Annotated in this window: 13 protein-coding genes; 7 read left to right on the top strand and 6 right to left on the bottom strand. The window is 56.0% G+C overall.

All coding sequences use genetic code 11. The features are described from left to right. Positions 1 to 7: 7 nt before the first annotated feature. A complete protein-coding gene (potE, locus tag PSH88_RS16570) occupies positions 8 to 1,348 on the bottom strand; it encodes a putrescine-ornithine antiporter (protein ID WP_305421573.1) in 1,341 nt (446 codons plus the stop codon). Between the two features lie 286 nt (positions 1,349 to 1,634). Next, positions 1,635 to 2,591 carry a LysR family transcriptional regulator gene (locus PSH88_RS16565; RefSeq protein WP_305421572.1) on the bottom strand — a complete coding sequence of 319 codons (957 nt, stop codon included), beginning with the start codon at positions 2,589 to 2,591 and terminating at the stop codon, positions 1,635 to 1,637. Positions 2,592 to 2,816: 225 nt separating this feature from the next. On the opposite strand from PSH88_RS16565, the gene PSH88_RS16560 reads away from it, so the two are divergent. Both PSH88_RS16560 and cuyB read left to right on the top strand, forming a co-directional pair. Next, the gene (locus tag PSH88_RS16560; protein WP_305421571.1) at positions 2,817 to 4,112 is read left to right on the top strand and encodes a dicarboxylate/amino acid:cation symporter; all 1,296 of its coding nucleotides are present in this window, start codon (positions 2,817 to 2,819) and stop codon (positions 4,110 to 4,112) included. An 11-nt stretch (positions 4,113 to 4,123) separates the two neighbouring features. Continuing rightward, entirely contained in the window at positions 4,124 to 5,614 is a 1,491-nt protein-coding gene (gene cuyB, locus PSH88_RS16555) for a cysteate racemase (RefSeq protein WP_305421570.1), read from the top strand. Positions 5,615 to 5,677: 63 nt separating this feature from the next. On the opposite strand, the gene PSH88_RS16550 is transcribed toward cuyB, so the two are convergent. Both PSH88_RS16550 and PSH88_RS16545 read right to left on the bottom strand, forming a co-directional pair. After that, entirely contained in the window at positions 5,678 to 5,890 is a 213-nt protein-coding gene (locus PSH88_RS16550) for a DUF1059 domain-containing protein (RefSeq protein WP_008074349.1), read from the bottom strand. 278 nt (positions 5,891 to 6,168) lie between these two features. Further along, entirely contained in the window at positions 6,169 to 9,876 is a 3,708-nt protein-coding gene (locus PSH88_RS16545) for a hypothetical protein (protein WP_305421569.1), read from the bottom strand. 336 nt (positions 9,877 to 10,212) lie between these two features. Here PSH88_RS16545 and PSH88_RS16540 point away from each other — a divergent pair, with 336 nt between their 5' ends. After that, positions 10,213 to 10,800: a LysE family translocator gene (locus PSH88_RS16540; protein WP_305421568.1), complete on the top strand. Its 588-nt coding sequence runs from the start codon at positions 10,213 to 10,215 to the stop codon at positions 10,798 to 10,800. Positions 10,801 to 11,143: 343 nt separating this feature from the next. Continuing rightward, positions 11,144 to 12,073 (top strand): transposase, encoded by a 930-nt coding sequence (locus tag PSH88_RS16535; RefSeq protein WP_305421584.1) that lies wholly within the window; start codon positions 11,144 to 11,146, stop codon positions 12,071 to 12,073. A gap of 159 nt (positions 12,074 to 12,232) precedes the next feature. Here PSH88_RS16535 and PSH88_RS16530 read toward each other — a convergent pair whose 3' ends face one another. Then, a complete protein-coding gene (locus PSH88_RS16530; protein ID WP_305421565.1) occupies positions 12,233 to 13,066 on the bottom strand; it encodes an AraC family transcriptional regulator in 834 nt (277 codons plus the stop codon). Between the two features lie 34 nt (positions 13,067 to 13,100). Next, positions 13,101 to 13,604 (bottom strand): VOC family protein, encoded by a 504-nt coding sequence (locus tag PSH88_RS16525; protein ID WP_305421564.1) that lies wholly within the window; start codon positions 13,602 to 13,604, stop codon positions 13,101 to 13,103. Between the two features lie 251 nt (positions 13,605 to 13,855). Here PSH88_RS16525 and PSH88_RS16520 point away from each other — a divergent pair, with 251 nt between their 5' ends. Genes PSH88_RS16520 through PSH88_RS16510 form a run of 3 tightly spaced genes read left to right on the top strand, consistent with a single transcriptional unit; the run spans position 13,856 to position 17,084 of the window. Next, positions 13,856 to 14,311 carry a (2Fe-2S)-binding protein gene (locus tag PSH88_RS16520; RefSeq protein ID WP_305421563.1) on the top strand — a complete coding sequence of 152 codons (456 nt, stop codon included), beginning with the start codon at positions 13,856 to 13,858 and terminating at the stop codon, positions 14,309 to 14,311. 24 nt (positions 14,312 to 14,335) lie between these two features. After that, complete coding sequence (locus PSH88_RS16515) at positions 14,336 to 16,504, top strand: xanthine dehydrogenase family protein molybdopterin-binding subunit (RefSeq protein ID WP_305421562.1); 2,169 nt, start codon at positions 14,336 to 14,338, stop codon at positions 16,502 to 16,504. A gap of 1 nt (position 16,505) precedes the next feature. Beyond that, positions 16,506 to 17,084: a hypothetical protein gene (locus PSH88_RS16510; protein WP_305421561.1), complete on the top strand. Its 579-nt coding sequence runs from the start codon at positions 16,506 to 16,508 to the stop codon at positions 17,082 to 17,084. The last annotated feature ends 70 nt before the right edge of the window (positions 17,085 to 17,154 follow it).

Below are 17,154 nucleotides of genomic sequence, written 5' to 3'. Positions count from 1 at the left end.
CCCGAATTCAGATGTTGCTGGCCTTGGCCTGAGCGATTGGAGACTCATCGACAAAACGCTTGGAGAGGAAGCCATAGAGCAAGTAGCCGAACGCAAGGACAAGGGTGCCACCGAATACCGCATCCTTGCCGCAGGAATAGAGGGCGTACAACGAATAGGCCACCGCAATCAGTAGCAGTGCCGTGTTGCGTGTGTATACGCCTGCACTGACTTTGGCTTTGTACATCATGACCAGCAGGCCGGTGGCCGCCGTCACGTAGGGGATCAGGTTGGTCACTGCCGCCAGGCTCACGAGCTTCCCGAACTGGGCGCTGGCATTGGGCGAAATGGTCGACAGCGCCATCAAGGTTTGCAAAACACCGCAGACGAGCATGCCGACGATGGGGGCATTCCGTGCGCTGATCTTGCTGAACAGTTTTGGGAACATTCCCTGGTCAGCCGTCATTTTGGCTGTTTGTGCCAGGGTGAACTGCCAGCCCAGCAGCGAGCCGACACAGGCCATGACTGCGAGCGCCATGATGATGTTGCCGACGGTGGGGTTGAACATATGTGCATAGACGAGCGCGAAAGGGGCCGAAGAATTGGCCAGTTCGGCGTTGGGTATGATGCCTTGGATGACCGTGGTCGACAGCACATAGACCCCTGCCGCTCCCAGTGTGCCTAACAGACAGGCCAGCGGCACGGTGCGCTTGGGATCTTCCACTGCATCGGAGGCTTGCGCGGCTGACTCCATGCCGAGGAAGGCCCACAGGGTCAGGGGAATAGCCTTGCTGATGGCTTCGGACATTGGCAGGTTGTTCGGGTTCCAGGCAGCAGCCAGTACATCGGGCTTGAACCAGAACCAACCGATGATGCTCAAGCCGGCCACCGGGATGATCACACCCCACACGGTAATCGCACCGATCTTGCCCGTGATGCCGGGGCCACCAAAGTTGGCCACGGTGGTCAACCAGAGCAAGCCGACCGTTCCTGTAAACAGCGCAATGGCGCCACTACCCAACCAGGGCACGAACGATGTCATGTAGCCCACCGCGGAGATAGCAACTGCCACGTTGGCGATGGCCAGCGAAAGGAAGTACAGGTACGAGCAGAGGAAGAATCCTGATTTGCCATGCGCCTCTTCGGTATAGGCGGACAACCCGCCTGAGCGCAGACAGAAGATGCCGCACTGGGAAAAGCAATAGGCGATGGCCATGGAGCCTATGGCGGTGACGATCCATGACAGCAATGAAACGGCCCCAAGCTGGGCCATGCTCGTCGGCAACATGATAATGCCCGACCCCATCATGTTCACCGTCACCAATGTGGTGAGGCCCATAAGGCTCATTTTCTTGTTTTCATCGGCCATCGGAAACTCCTTGATCTGCACTACGCATTAACCCGTGCCCAAAGCCTGAGAGAACCGCCACCACTCTGACGCCGGTCGCGGCCACCACCCGCGCTTTTGATTGGCGTTTAGCGGGCAGTCCAGGATCATGACGGCGAGACAATACTGGCCAGGCGTATCTGACAGACCAAGGTGATGCCATCGCAGACAAGCCAGCTCCCGCATTGACCGTGTTCCGTCAGGGAGAGTGTAGTGGGCCGTTAGATATCCGTAGCGCTCCTGTAACAGGTACTGGCGCTTCCACATATCATGATGCTTTCGGTGTCATCTCTTGATTCTGAATAGCTGCGGTGAGCAAGCGTAATGAGGCACTTTCCAGGGTTTTCCAGAGATTGCGCATCGTCGGATTTTGATTGGCAATTGCACAGTACGAGCGGATTTCCAGGCGCGTACTCCATTCCTCGCCACCCGCTCTGACCAATAGCCCTCGCTCCATCTCGTCGACGACTGCGCTTTGTGGCAACCAGGCCACGCCGTAGCCCTCGATAGCCATGCGCATCAGGAGCATCGCCATATCCGCTTCATAACAGCGCTCCAGCACGACCGGTGCAGGACCGTTCTTGATCACGATGTCGGCAACGCGACCCAGAAAAGTCGTTGCGGTGTAGGCGAGATAGGGCACCGGTTTGCCGGAGCTGCCGGGCAAGCGGAACAGCGGTTCGCCTCTATCGTTTGCCGCGCACAAGGGGATAAAGGCATCGTGCCCGAGCGTCAGGCTGCCGAAGCGCTCAGGGTTCAGCAGGATGGGCGCAAGAGGGTGGTGATAGACCATCATCAAATCGCAACTGCCTTCCTCTAACGCGATGACGGCATCATGAATATTGGCGGCGACCACTCGCGCATTGAACTGCTCATTGTGTTGCTGGAACTGCGAGAGCCATTTAGGAAGAAAGGTCATCGAGAGGCTGTGGCCAGCCGTGACCTGGATGGATCGTCCCGGCATCCGCTCCACTTCGCGCAACGTTGAGCGCAATCTCAGTAATCCTGCCAGCGCCTCTCTGCCTTCTTCACAGAAAGTCACTCCGGCAGCTGTGAGCTGAACGGGATAGGTGCCACGGTCCACCAGTTCGACCCCCACCCATTCCTCAAGTGACCGAATACGGCGTGACAACGCCGACTGCGTCACACACCGGACCTCAGCCGCGCGCGAGAAATTTTTCAACTCGGCAATCGCTAGAAGGTCATCCAGCCATTTGATTTGCATATCAGGATCTCCCGCTGTGAGAGCGCCATTTTACGTCGCAATTGCCTGGTCATCGCGGCTGTTCAAAAACTATTCCAAAAGCGCATGGGCCTAGCAGGATTACTCATCATGCCGGGTCGATCCGGTCCTTAGAATCAGCACAGCACCGATGCCCCTCAGAGCATTGGGCGAATCAAATTGACCCTGCCAAGTAAAAAAATCTAAAAACTACTTGAGGACAGCTCCGTGAAGAAAAATAAGCTTCCACGTCGAATTGCGATTGGCATTGTGCTGGGCGTGCTTGTGGGTTGGGCGTGTCACCATTTCGCAGGAAGCGAGCAAAGTGCCAAGGAGATTGCAGCTTACTTTTCGATGGTCACCGACATTTTCCTGCGATTGATCAAGATGATCATTGCCCCCCTGGTATTTGCGACGCTGGTCGGTGGCATCGCCAGCATGGGTAACTCTCGTTCCGTTGGACGGATCGGCATGCGGGCGATGGCGTGGTTCGTGACGGCCTCAGTCATCTCACTCATGATCGGGATGGGGCTGGTTAACCTGTTTCAACCCGGTGCCGGATTGAATATGGAGGTTGTTCAACATGCAACCGCCGCCGTGCCAGTCAATACGGGGGATTTCAGCCTCAAGACCTTTATCAGCCATGTGTTCCCTCGCAGTATTGCCGAGGCCATGGCTAATAACGAGATCCTGCAAATTGTGGTCTTTTCGCTGTTCTTCGGATTCGCCCTGGCCGGTGCCAAACGTGCTGGCTACACGAAGATAACGGACTCCATTGAGGAGTTGGCAAAGGTGATGTTCAAGATCACCGACTACGTAATGGCTTTCGCGCCGATTGGTGTTTTCGCCGCCATCGCATCTGCCATTACTACCCAGGGACTTGGTTTGCTCGTCGATTACGGCAAGCTGATCGCCGAGTTCTACTTGGGGATTGTCATCCTTTGGGCCGTGTTGTTCGGCGCAGGCTATGCGTTCCTCGGACGATCGGTTTTTGACCTCGGCAAGCTTATTCGCGAGCCGATCCTCTTGGCGTTTTCAACCGCCAGCAGCGAGTCCGCTTACCCAAAAACCATTGAGGCGCTGGAGAAGTTCGGCGCTCCAAAACGGGTGTCCAGCTTCGTGTTGCCCCTGGGTTACTCGTTCAACCTTGACGGTTCGATGATGTACCAGGCGTTCGCCATCATGTTCATAGCCCAGGCGTACAACATCGACCTCAGCTTTACCCAGCAACTGCTGATTCTTTTGACGTTGATGGTCACCAGCAAGGGAATGGCGGGTGTTGCACGTGCCTCAGTCGTTGTCGTCGCTGCGACACTGCCAATGTTCAATCTTCCTGAGGCAGGCCTGCTGTTGATCATTGGCATTGACCAGTTCCTGGACATGGCTCGAACCGCCACCAACGTAGTGGGGAACAGTATCGCAACGGCCGTCGTCGCCAAATCCGAGCCTCACGAAGAACCCGCGGAGGAGGGCCAGGCACAGGTTCCAGTGCGGTCTCGATCCGAACCGGTTTCGGTGGCTTGAGGAGTCGGGTCATGAAAGTTAAAGCGAGGTCGACCAACAAAACTTCTATTGTCCGCAAGCTGGGCATTGTCGGTGGACTCGGGTCACTGGCCGGGGGAGATCTGTTCTATAAGTTGGTCAAGTCCAGAGCCGTGCTGGAGGACCAGGGTCGATACCATTTTCTGTTTGAGCAGCACCCTTTCAAGGACGTGCTGCTGCCCCTGGACAGCGGGGCGAGCATGACTTCGCGCAAGTTCTATGTGTTCCAGGTGTGCAAGTCGTTCGAGGAAAGTGGCTTCGATGCCGTGATGCTTCCCTGCTTCGCGAGCCATACCTTCCGCGCTGAAATCCAGGAGGAGCTTGGCATTGCGGTATTGGACATGATGGCTGCTTTGACCCGGCACGTTAGTCACGTCGTCGAGCCGCAAACGACCTTGGGAGTCATCGCCTCCGACTTTGTCCGCCATTGCGGATTGTTCGAACGACATTTCGAAAAGGATTTCAAGATTGTCTACCCGGATCCGCAAGCGCAATCGGCGTTGATGGAGGCCATGTACGGCCTGAACGGCATCAAGGACGGCCACCTGGAAGGCGTACCTCTTGAAGCGGTTTACCAGGCTTGCCTCTCATTGCAGGCGCAGGGAGCCACGGTGATCTTGCCCGGCATGACAGAGCTTTCGCTGGTCTGCACTGACCTGCAGCGTCGAGGGGTTGCCGTCCTGGACATCAATGAGATCTACGCGAACTTCGCCACGCTGGAGAGCGGACAGCCAAGACGTCCCCCCTTCAAATTGGGCATCCTGGGCGGCGTCGGGCCTGCCGCCACCGTGGATTTCATGGGCAAGGTGGTCGCCCATACGCCTGCGGGGAAGGATCAGGAGCACATCAAAATGGTGGTCGAGCAAAACCCGCAAATACCGGACCGAACGGCCAATCTGCTCCGAGATGAAACGGATCCCACGATGGCGATGTATGCAACCTGCAAGCGTCTCGAAAGCGCGGGAGCAAACGCCATCGCGATACCTTGCAATACCGCCCATGCGTTCGTCGAACGTATTCAGACGCACCTGAGGGTGCCCATCGTGAACATGCTGACCGAAACGGTGGAATGGATAGTGCAGAAATTTGGTTCGGGTAAGGCGATCGGCCTTTTGGCGACATCCGGTACCGTACAAAGTCAGGTTTATCACCAGGCCGCACGTCGCGCCGGGCTTCAAATCCTCACGCCTGGCGTCGATTACCAAGCGATGGTCATGGAAGCCATTTACGGGCAACGAGGTATCAAGGCCGGATTCACCCAAGGGCTCTGCAAAGAACAATTGCTGCTGGCAGCCGAACACCTGTGTGAGTTGGGGGCGGGGGTTCTGATCCTGGGGTGTACGGAATTGCCTCTGGTGCTCGACCATTGCGAGGCGTTTGAAATCAATGGGCACACCGTGGCGCTTGTCGACCCGACGACGATCCTGGCTTTGAAGTGCATAGAGTTGGCAGAAAAGGATCCATCAAGCCAACGAGCTTTGTGAAGCGCTCAAGTCATACCCCCAAATCCCCCGAGCAGCCTGCGGCAGCTCGGAGGGATCTCCTTATCAAGCGGGACGTGGTGCTTCAACAGGCGGGGTGCCGTCGTGAAACATGGTCTTCAGTTGAGCACGCAGTTCTGGTGAGTCGGTGTGCTTGTGAACACTGACCGCATGCTGTGCAGCGGCCTCGAGCAGTTCGTTTTCAGAGTCTGCAGACAGCGCGACCGAGCATTTGGAATCGCTTGGAAACTCGCGGCAATCGATGTATTTACGCGCCATGATCTTCTCCTCCCTACAATGAAGGCAGGCCGTGGCCTGCGTGAACGATCACTCGACGCGATACCCCGTACATCAAACACGATTGCATGTCGCTTCGAGTGTGCCGACTCTTGAAGTATAGGCCCGCCACAAGGCGCATCGTGGCAGGCTTGCGACGACTAAATCTCAGATCTGCCGAAATGTAGGGTTAGGGAAAACAGAGGGCAGACCACGATTGTTCGGTATTTACCTCAATCGTGGTCTGTCCCTTTTTATGTGTCCCTTTTTATGCGAGGGGGTTATGGCAAACCGTGGAGCAGCCTATCGACCTGTGGAGTTGTTGCGGTAAAGCGATTGGCGCGCAATTCGCTGATGGCATATAGCGCCCGAGCAGTGCGGCCATTCCCGTCACCTAAACCATGGAAGCCCGCGACGGCCCCCAGCAACTGTTTGCCAAAGTGTTCATGGCTGACATCGAGCACTTTCAAATGTTCTTTCATTGCAGCGAAACCGCTGATACTGCTTGCATAAGGCTGACCATCAAATCTGACGCGCACGATATCTGCGGCTTCAGGTGCAACGCGTGCATGCAACGCTTTGATCACGGCAGGATCGGTCAGTGATTTACCATTACCCGCGTATTCGCGCAGTACTGCCACGATGCTGTCGAGGTTGTTGCTTTTGGTTGTTGAGGCATGAACAATCCAGGCTCCAGCCCGCTGCGCATGATCGGTGAACCCCTGCGGGTTGAAGACGGAATCCGGCAGAATGGCGTCATAGGGCGCTTTGCCTAAATCCTGTTTGAGCACCGCTTGCTGATAATTTTTCATGTAAGTGAGGTTGGTCGTTTCGATCTTGCTCAGATCCTCCAGTATGTGCGAATAGTTCCTATTTGCCGAGCGGGCTGCGCTATAGCTGATTTCGGGGTTAGCCATGAACGTCTTGAACAGGTCGTCTAATGCTGCCCGGCCGATCAATGACTCCAGATCCTGGGCGCTCTTTAGTTTGAGTGTTGCCTCTATGACGGCATTATTGAACAGCTGCTCCAGCTCGACATGAGCGCCATCATTCGGCAAACGACTATTTTTGTTAGCCAAAAGGGCCACGATCTGCTCGGCGGTTTCAATAGTATCGTCCTTGAACAGCGCACGCCCATGGGCCACCGTAGGCAACGTCATGCGAATCTCGGCGGCAGAGCCGGTCTTACTCAACGCTTTGACAAGGTCATAAGAAGCGCTGGCGTTGGTCAAATGACGTAACTGGCTCACAGCGGTTTTGGTGACGGACTGACCAAAGTGAGTCAGTTTCAGCGCCCCTTTACCTACCAGTCTGGCACCGCCGTGCACCAGTTGTGGTACGCCATCCAACGGATTAAAAATGGACACGACGACACCTAGGGTGACCCTGCTCAAGTTAATCAGTTTCGTGCTGCTCGCTGCGGCTTTCAAGAAAGGCCCGACGCCTCCAGCGAATACCAGCAAAACAGCAACTGCATCCATGGTGCAGCTGAATACGGCGCCACTTCGACGCTTTGGATCGTCCGAGGAGAGCCCTTCAATGCATCCTTTGAACGGAATGATGACATCGAGAATGCCGTCGATCAGCTTTTTAAAAGCTTCGTCTCTATCTTCAATCGCGGTTTTGTCATAGCCCATACTATGGAACTGGTCGTAGGTAATGGGCGGGTTGTGTTCGGCTACAAGATTGCCTATGCCCTTGAAGCGTTCTGAGTTAAAGCTCTCCATCGAACTTCGATAGTAATGAGCAGATTGTGATTGATCGTCGAATTCACCGAATCGCATCAATAGCATTCCGGTACCACTAAGGTTGAGGTACTCGTCAAGCGATCTGAAGTTGTCTGGCAATAATTGGCTGGTTCTTTTTCCTCCATGGAGCACTGGTTTGCTACCGGCGAAATAAGCTTCATTGTCGGCATAGATATGCTGCAAATAGGTCAGGCGCTGGAAATTACCGTTATCACCATTGGGGGACTCACGACCATCGGCCTCATTGAATGAAACGCCGCGAATGAATCCTCGGGCCAGATCTTCGTTTTTTAAGCAAAGCCCCTGGAGGGGAAAAAGTTCGTAGCAATGAAGCTCGTTGTCGAACCAGGAGGTAATGACGATTCCGAAAAAAGCTGTTTCGTCTGCGCTGTGACCTGGAATGAATCGGCTGCCTAATACTTGGTATAGCGCAAGCTTGCCATATTCAATGACCACTCTGTCTCTGCGGTGCAGTCGTGACAGGGCGAGTCGAATCATTGTGATGACACCGGGCGTGAATGCCTTGTAGTATTTTTCTACTTCATTCTTGTACAGCCTATTGATTGGGGTAAGTTTTGCGAGGTCTGGATCTTGCTTGAAAATGCTCGGCCCTGTTTTGCTGTCCCACTCCTTACTCGTTAAAAGATTGTTCATGTACAGTTCAAGGACGGTTCGAGGAAATCCAGGGTTCCATTTGCCGGTTTTTACTGGGAAAAGTTCTTGTTGGGGGCGAAGGGATGTTTCATCCAGAATGGTCTCTTTTGCCAGTTTCTTGCGACTGACAGGGGGCGCAGAAATGGCCTTGAGCGCATCGGAGATCTCACTGATGTAGGCGTTGTAGTGTGATATGTCATTTTTGGCTATATCTTCCAGTGGAAGATTTTCTTCATCTTTTGACCGAAGCTCATTGATCGATGCCCAGTCCATGATGCACCGCAAGGTGATAACGTCATGTAACTTTTGCTGTTCGGTGCTGACAGGTGATATTGCACCCAATTCCAATAATTGCTCATAGCGCATGTGTCGCGATAAGCCAGGGGCGATGTGTTCAGCCAGCAAAACCGATTTATGAAGTATCACCCAGCCCGAAGAGCCGACCTGCAGTGAGGAAGGCGCGTAGACAAGGAACTCTGGCCCTAGGCCAGCAAGTACCAATTGGAGAGTTAGTATCACCGTATCCGGATTAACGCCGATGGCCACTAATCGGTCTTTCAGCTCTTCCCTTGCCTCGAAAGCATTTTTGTTCGGGTAGTGGTAGAGGAGATCGGAGTACCGCTTCCTCTGCTCGTCTGTGCCTAAATCCAGATCCACCATGATTGCAGCAACAAGAAGCCTGCTGCGTTGTCCGGTGGTCATGGGTTTGTCCGGAGTTGAAAGCTCCGAACCTAGCGCATTGAAGCATGATTGGGCAAAATTTCTGGATTCTTCGGTGTCGATTAGAACCTCCCAGGCAAAGTCGGTATTTTCCTCCAAAAGAACCCGGGAGTACCGACTGGGCAGCGAATCGGCCAAATAGTTGATGAGGCGTTCAGGAGCGGATCCGTCCCTTGACATCAGCGTGTTGACTTCTTGTTTGATAAGCGGCTGCTGCTGCTCAGGCACAATCAAGATTGTTTCATTTGTTTCGTCTGAGATACCCCAATAATTACCGAATTCTGGTGCCGGTGGTGGCGAAAAACTCAAATACTCAATCAGATTTTTTACTTGCTCGAAAGTATTTGGCACATCCAGATTATGAAACTGAAGCCAGTTGATCAAAGGGATGCGCTCGCTTGACGAAACAATGCCCCCTGTGAGGGTCGCGGCTTTGATCAGTAGTTCAATGTCACCTGTCAGGTCGGTGAGGGTGTTTATAAGTGTGGTGATGTTTATGCTTTCAATATAGGTGCCGATGTCCTTTGGGGAGGAATAAACTTTACAGATATCACCGTCTTGGTTTACCAACGTCCAGTAATCGTCCTCAAGAGGCAGTATTTCAATCGCTTCTATGAATTGTGGGTCGGCGATCAGTCGGCGTAGAAAAGTTTTCGCCGATTGATGGGTGCTGTCGAAATGGCTGCCTTTGATCGTGGTGACGACCAGTTGATTGATATCGATCAGTTGGGTGGTGTAGGCATAGGTCGATTCTTCATTCTGAGACACTGCTTTATCAATGGCTGACTTTAATATGTCAGCGATTGCGCGGCGTTCAGTTTGGTCGGTGGAGAGCGATTGAGCAAAGAGGTTTGGTGGTGTGGTCATGAGTTGGTCGTTCGTCCTTGAGGTTGATGGTCACTATGTAACTTGTTGAAGATTGGTTTTTTTGAACGGGTGAAACTATATCTGGTTGCTTTTTCTTGTTTTGAGTTGCTTGGTTTCAAACTGTGTGAGTATTTTTCGGAATGTGGCAGGACGTTGGTTTTTTAAAGTAAGTTAATTTCTGGCAATAACTAATTGAGTCCGATCGCGGGTGTAATAAGAACAGTCTCATCGGTGCCGGGGTAGGTTTTACCTCATCGAGAGCAATTTTCTTCAATACCCTGAGCAACGCGCTCATTATCGTGGACGCTGGTTTCCTTGATTTGAAGCAGGTGTGCAATGAGTCTGATTCTTTCCATGGCCGCGTTTGCGCTGGTCGCCTCTATAACGCCGGGGCCGGTGAATATTGTGGCGTTGAGCTCTGGCGCGCAGTTCGGCTTTCGCGCCAGTCAGCGGCATGTGGCCGGGGCGACCCTGGGATTCGTGCTGTTATTGGTGCTGATGGGGTTGGGGTTGCATGAGGTGTTGCAGCGTTGGCCGGCGCTGACGCGGGTGGTGCAACTGGCCGGCGTGGCATTTCTGTTGTTCATGGCTTTCAAATTGGCCACTGATAACGGTCAGCTCGATGCCAAGGAGTCAGGGCGGGCGCCGTCGATGCTGTATGGCGCGGTCATGCAATGGCTCAACCCGAAAGCCTGGCTGGCCTGCGTGGCGGGGATGGGCGCGTTTGTCGCCGATGGCGAAGCGCGTCTGGTCTGGCAGTTTGCGGCAGTGTATCTGGTGATCTGCTATCTGTCGGTGGGTTGCTGGGCATATGCCGGGACGTTTTTACGCGGCTATCTGAGCAACCCGGCGGGGATGCGCCTGTTCAATCGGGGCATGGCGTTGTTGCTGGCGGTGAGTGCGGGGTATTTGTTGTTGCCGTAGGTTTGCGATAGTGGTTTCTGGCACCACTCTTATTGCCAATCTTTTCCCTGTGGGAGCGGGCTTGCCCGCGATGGCGTCTGGTCGGCCAACAATGATATCGAAGGGACTACCGCTATCGCGGGCAAGCCCGCTTGTGTCTTGCGCAGGACTTAGACTGAAGATGAGAGCGGTGAGTGGCAAGCTGAACGCCCGGAGTGCTAGCAGCACGTGTGGGAGCCCATGCTGCCATTCACCTCTCCACTCTGGTTATTGAGCCCGAACAGTTGAACGAGCCGACCTCGAACATTACAAGCGTGGAGCCCAACCAGAGCGCTCTCATTTATGAGTGTAAGAGGGTTTAGCCATGTTTTCCTGCGCAGGCATTGATGTTTCCAAAGACAGTCTGGAAGTCTGGATTAATTCGCAAGGCATTGGTGCGAGTTTTCCGAACAGCGCCAGTGGTTTCCCGGTGCTGATTGATTGGTTAAAAGGCTTCGAAGTCACCCGCGTGTTACTGGAAGCCACCGGTGGCTACGAGCGGGGGCCCATGAAGGTGCTTCAAAGGGGCGGCTTTGACGTCTTACGAATCAATCCTCGTCGGGCGAAAGATTTTGCCAAGGCAATGGGTTATCGCGCTAAAACAGACGCGATAGATGCGCGGCTTCTCGCCGAATTTGCAACGATTATAAAGGACGCCGATAGCCGTATCACCAGCGCCGAACAGGACAATTTGCGTGCGCTGGTACAGCAACGCGAAAACTTTGTTCAGCAGCAAAGTGACGACAGGCGGCGTATCAAAACGGCTTCTGTCGACTCGATAAAACCCTTGTTGCAAAGCCATATCGACTATTTAGATCAGGCAATAAAGTCGATAGAACAGCTGATCTGCCAAAGCGCCAAAGACCTGGACAGTGAAAAAATTGCCCGCTTGCGCTCGGTTAAGGGACTAGGGCTCGTGACCGCAGCCAGCATCATGGCCTACCTGCCTGAGCTGGGAGAGGTTGGACGGCACGAGATCGCAGCACTGGCAGGGATCGCCCCTTACAACGACGACAGCGGCAACCACGAAGGGCCTCGTCATATAAGCGGTGGCCGATTTGCCGTGCGACGTGCGATGTACATGGCCAGTTGGGCTGTGATTTTGCGACAACCCGAGTTCAAAGCCCGATATGACGCGCTTCGCCTGAGAGGTAAATGCGCGAAAGTGGCGCTGATCGCCTGCATGCGGGTGTTGTTGATAAGGCTGAACGCGATGATCCGTGACCAAACTGAGTGGAGAGAGCAGGCAGCCTAAACAGACTGCTTGCTCATTTGGGAAATCACATGGTTTGAGACTGTGGAAGTTCGGCTGCCCTTTGATCAAACTTCAAAATAAAAGACATCAAGACAGTTGCTCCCACAGGGGTTTGTGTGGCAGTTCCGCCCATCAAGGCTTGTGGCGAGGGAGGATGAGTTAGCCGCGATACTGCCCCGGTGTCGCCGCCAGATGCTGTTTGAATACACGCTGAAAATGCGCCTGATCAGCAAACCCGGCCTCCAGCGCCACATCGGCAATCAACTTGCCGCTGCGCAACCGATCCCGGGCGAACTGGATGCGCCGGTTGATCAGAAACGCATGGGGCGTCATGCCGTAATGCTGCTTGAACGCGCGGATCAGGTAGGACGACGACAGTTGCGCCGCCTCGCAAATGTCTTCCAGCTTGAGCATCTGTGTGCAATTGTCGCGGATATAGTCGGCGGCCCGCTCCAGCTTGAAATTGGGTTCGCGCAACGGTTGATCGACGGGGTTGAGCCGCTGTTGCACCTCGGTGAAAAACTCCACCGCAGCGCTGTGCTTGCACAGCACGTCTTGCTGCGGGTCGATCAACACCTCGTACAAACTCTTCAGGCCGGTAAACAGCTGGACGTCACGATTGTGGGTGATGGAAAACCGGCGAAACGCCGAGTCCTGGCTGAAGCCGAGCTGATGCTGCAAGTCGGTCAGCCACGGCGTCTCGACGTACAGCATCAAGTACGACCACGGCTGGTCGTCGATCGGATTGCAGGCATGCACATCGCCCGGATTCATCAGCACCACGGTGCCGGCACTGACCTGAAACTCCGATTGTTCGTGAATATAGGTGCTGCGCCCGGCGGTGATTGCGCCGATGGAAAAATGCGCGTGGGAATGCCGGCTGTAGCAGACCTCGCGACCGTCGGCGATGGAGCGGGCTTCGATGAAGGGCAGGGCGTCGTCGCGCCAGAAGCGCGGGGCTTTGTCTGCATCTTTGGCGACGGTGTGCTTCATCTCGGTGTCCTCGGCGGGTCAGCCTTGGAGTGTATTAGCTCTCGCCGTCAAAGGCTCGTTGCAGCGTGGCGATGTCGAGTTTTTTCATTTGCAGCATCGCTGTCATGGCGCGCTGGGACTTGGCTGTGTCGGGGTCTTTCATCATGTCCATCAGAACGACCGGCACGACCTGCCACGACACACCGAATTTATCCTTGAGCCAGCCGCATTGCTGGGCTTCAACGGGACCACCCGCAGACAGGCGCCCCCAGAAGTGGTCGACTTCTTCCTGAGTGTGGCAATTGACCTGGAATGAGATCGCCTCATTGAACTTGAAAACCGGGCCACCGTTAAGGCCTGTGAAGCTTTGCCCATCGAGCTCGAAACTGACGGTCATCACCGAACCTTCCGGCCGGCAATGGATTTTCTGACCGGCCTTGCCGTAATGGGTGATGCCGGCGATTTTTGAATGATCGAAGATTGCGCAGTAAAACTTCGCGGCTTCCTCGGCCTGATCGTCGAACCATAGGCAGGGCGTGAGTTTTTGAACGCGGTGCATGGCGGTGCTCCTCTGCGGGTTAATCACTCTGGATTATCAGCGTAGTCAGCCTGTAGTGGTCCGGGTGTGCCATAGATCGACAAGTCGTGAGAATGGGAAGCGACCGGTGGTCGATGAACATGGCTTGTGGGTCAAATTGCGCTTAGCTGTAGGGATAACCCAAGGCGCGCGTAATCGCCGACCTGCACAAAAATGATGGCTTCGCGGCACAGGCGCCCCTTCAGAACACCGTGAGTCTGAGGAAACCCGCAATGCTGACCCTTAACATCAATGGCAAGGACCAGGAACTGGATGTCCCCGCGGACATGCCGTTGCTCTGGGTGCTGCGCGATGTCGCGCACCTGACGGGCAGCAAATTCGGTTGCGGCATGGCCCAGTGTGGTGCCTGCACCGTACACGTCGACGGCGCGCCGCTGCGCTCCTGTATCACGCCCGCCACGGCGGTGGCCCACGGGCAGAAAATTCTCACCATCGAAGGCTTGTCCGCCGATGGCTCGCACCCGCTCCAGCAAGCCTGGGCCGAACTCGACGTGGTCCAGTGCGGTTATTGCCAGTCGGGGCAGATCATGTCGGCGGCAGCGTTGCTGGCGAAGATCCCCAAGCCCACCGACAGCGATATCGACCAGGCGCTGTCCGGCAACATCTGCCGCTGCGGCACCTACCCAAGAATCCGCGCCGCGGTCAAACGCGCCGCCGAGATCGGTTGATACCACGTCGAAGGGAGTTGACCCATGAACAGAATCAACCCTGTCTCGCGTCGCGGTTTTCTCAAGGGCAGTGCGGTGTTGGGTGGCGGTCTGGTGGTGGCGTTTGTCATCCCGGGTGCCAATCGTTTTTCCGTCGGCGCCGAGAATCAAGGAAACGTCTTCGCCCCCAATGCCTTTTTACGCATTGGCAACGACAACAGCATCACCGTGCTGCTCGGCCATTCGGAAATGGGCCAAGGCATCTGGACCGGCCTGACCATGTTGATCGCCGAAGAGCTGGACGCCGACTGGTCGAAAATCCGCGTCGAACATGGGCCGGCTTCGGCGGCCGATTATGGCCTGCCGGGGTTTGGCGGGATGCAGATCACCGGCGGTTCGACGTCGACCTGGATGGAGTTTGACCGCTATCGCCAGGCCGGAGCGGCGGCGCGCTTGATGCTGATTGAGGCGGCGGCCAAGCGATTCGACATGGCGCCTTCGCAGATTCGCACCGAATCGGGCGTGGTCATTGCCGGCGACAAACGCGCCACTTATGGCGAACTGGCGGATGACGCCGCCAAGCTGCCGGTGCCGGATCCGGCCTCGATCAAGTTCAAGGAAGCCCAGGACTGGAAGGTCATCGGCAAACCCACCAAGCGTCTCGACACCCCGGAGAAAATCACCGGGCAGGCCAAGTTCGGCATGGACGTGCAGTTCGATGGGCTGATGACGGCGATGGTCGCTCGCCCACCGGTGTTCGGCGGCAGCGTCAAATCCTTCGAAGGCGCCGAGGCGCTGGCGGTGCCGGGCGTGCACAAAGTGGTGCAGGTGCCCACGGGGGTCGCGGTGATTGCCGATCATTATTGGGCGGCGAAGCTGGGGCGCGATGTACTGAAGGTCGAATGGGACCTGGGGCCGAACGCCGGGCTCGACAGTCAACAGCTGCTGGAGAGCTTCCGTAAGCTCGCCGCCACCCCCGGCACTTCCGCCAGTCAGGCCGGAGATACGGCAGCGACGCTGGGCAAAGCGGCGAAGACGATTGAGGCCGAATACAACGTGCCTTACCTGGCTCACGCGCCGATGGAACCGCTCAATTGCACGGTGAAAATCTCCAAGGACAAATGCGAAATCTGGACCGGCACACAGTTTCAGACGCTGGATCAGATGATCGCGGGGAAGATCACCGGGCTCAAACCCGAACAGGTCGAGATCCACACCCAATTCCTCGGCGGCGGCTTCGGGCGTCGAGCCAATCCGACCTCGGATTTTGTCAGCGAAGCCGTGTACGTCGCCAAGGCAGCGGGCGGGCCGGTGAAAACCGTCTGGGCCCGAGAAGATGACATTCGCGGTGGTTACTACCGCTCGGCATTCTTGCATCAGGCGCGCATCGGGCTGGGTGCCGACGGCATGCCAATGGCCTGGAAGCATGTGCTGGTCGGGCAGTCGATCCTGACCGGCACGTCGTTCGCGGCAACCATGGTCAAGGATGGCATCGACAAAACCTCCGTCGAAGGCGTGGCCGACAGCCCTTATCTTGAGGGGCTGGCCAATCATCAGGTCGAACTGCATTCACCGCAAACCGGCATTAGCGTGCTGTGGTTGCGCTCGGTGGGGCACACGCATACGGCATTCGTCATGGAGTCGTTGGTCGATGAACTGGCAGACGCGGCCGGCAAGGACCCGGTGGAGTACCGACGCGCCTTGCTCAAGGCACATCCACGGCATCTGGGCGTGCTGAATCTGGCAGTAGAGAAAGCCAACTGGAAAGCACCATTGCCGGACGGTCATGCATTGGGCGTGGCGGTGCACGAGTCCTTCGGCAGTTATGTCGCCCAGGTGGCCGAGGTGTCGCAGGAGAACCTGGGGATTCGCGTGCACCGGGTGGTGTGTGCGGTGGATTGCGGCATTGCGGTGAACCCGCAGGGCATCGCCGCGCAGATGGAATCGGGCATCACCTTCGGTCTTGGATTTACCTTGCACAGCAAACTGACATTCAAAAACGGCCAGGTTGAGCAGTCCAATTATCACGACTATCAGGTCCTGCGCCTGAACGAAATGCCCGTGGTCGAGGTGCATATCGTCCCCAGCAGCGACAAGCCTGGTGGCATTGGCGAGGTCGGTGTGCCTCCGGTGGCGCCGGCAGTGGCGAACGCGGTGTTTGCCCTGACCGGGCAGCGTCTGCGGGAATTGCCGTTGCAACTGTCGGGGGTGTGAGATGAGACGACATGCGTTTCTTGGCGCGGTGATGCTGATTGGCCTGGGTGGCTATGCCTCGGACCTGTTCGCTGATGATAAAGAGGCGGTGAAGGCGTTCGACACGGTGCAGAAGGTGTTCCAGAGCCCGCGTTGTCAGAACTGTCATATCCCCGGCGATTCGCCGTTGCAGTTCGACGCCGGTATTGCTCACGCAATGAATGTGGTTCGTGGCCTGGACGGCAAGGGCGCTGCCGGTTTGCCGTGTGCCAGTTGCCATGCCGAACGCAATCCGCCGGCCAGTTATGGCCCCAACGCGCCGCCCGGAGCACCGCATTGGAGCCTGCCGCCGGCCGCGCACAAAATGGCCTGGATCGGTCTGCCAGCCGACAAGTTGTGCGCGATGATCAAGGACCGTTCCAGCAATGGCGATCGTGATTTTGCGGCGCTGATCAAGCACGTCAGCGACGATAAGCTGGTGCTTTGGGGCTGGAATCCAGGTGAGGGGCGGGCGCCGGTGCCGGTGCCCCACGATATCTTCGTCACCCAGTTCAAACGCTGGGCCGATGCTGGAGGACCGTGTCCGGTGGCAGGTAGCTGACCAGCGGCGCATTTATAGGGAGTCATACCGGGTGTGAGCGACTCTAACGTTCATATCCATCAAGGAGTGA

The organism is Pseudomonas wuhanensis (assembly GCF_030687395.1).
In the GTDB taxonomy this organism is placed as follows: domain Bacteria; phylum Pseudomonadota; class Gammaproteobacteria; order Pseudomonadales; family Pseudomonadaceae; genus Aquipseudomonas; species Aquipseudomonas wuhanensis.
This window is presented reverse-complemented; position numbering and strand designations above follow the sequence as displayed.

What these genes read in the sequence shown, in the direction of transcription:
- potE (WP_305421573.1), bottom strand. Translation starts at nt 1,348, where the DNA reads ATGGCCGATGAAAACAAGAAAATGAGCCTTATGGGCCTCACCACATTG.
- PSH88_RS16565 (WP_305421572.1), bottom strand. Translation starts at nt 2,591, where the DNA reads ATGCAAATCAAATGGCTGGATGACCTTCTAGCGATTGCCGAGTTGAAA.
- cuyB (WP_305421570.1), top strand. Translation starts at nt 4,124, where the DNA reads ATGAAAGTTAAAGCGAGGTCGACCAACAAAACTTCTATTGTCCGCAAG.
- PSH88_RS16550 (WP_008074349.1), bottom strand. Translation starts at nt 5,890, where the DNA reads ATGGCGCGTAAATACATCGATTGCCGCGAGTTTCCAAGCGATTCCAAA.
- PSH88_RS16545 (WP_305421569.1), bottom strand. Translation starts at nt 9,876, where the DNA reads ATGACCACACCACCAAACCTCTTTGCTCAATCGCTCTCCACCGACCAA.
- PSH88_RS16540 (WP_305421568.1), top strand. Translation starts at nt 10,213, where the DNA reads ATGAGTCTGATTCTTTCCATGGCCGCGTTTGCGCTGGTCGCCTCTATA.
- PSH88_RS16535 (WP_305421584.1), top strand. Translation starts at nt 11,144, where the DNA reads ATGTTTTCCTGCGCAGGCATTGATGTTTCCAAAGACAGTCTGGAAGTC.
- PSH88_RS16530 (WP_305421565.1), bottom strand. Translation starts at nt 13,066, where the DNA reads ATGAAGCACACCGTCGCCAAAGATGCAGACAAAGCCCCGCGCTTCTGG.
- PSH88_RS16525 (WP_305421564.1), bottom strand. Translation starts at nt 13,604, where the DNA reads ATGCACCGCGTTCAAAAACTCACGCCCTGCCTATGGTTCGACGATCAG.
- PSH88_RS16520 (WP_305421563.1), top strand. Translation starts at nt 13,856, where the DNA reads ATGCTGACCCTTAACATCAATGGCAAGGACCAGGAACTGGATGTCCCC.
- PSH88_RS16515 (WP_305421562.1), top strand. Translation starts at nt 14,336, where the DNA reads ATGAACAGAATCAACCCTGTCTCGCGTCGCGGTTTTCTCAAGGGCAGT.
- PSH88_RS16510 (WP_305421561.1), top strand. Translation starts at nt 16,506, where the DNA reads ATGAGACGACATGCGTTTCTTGGCGCGGTGATGCTGATTGGCCTGGGT.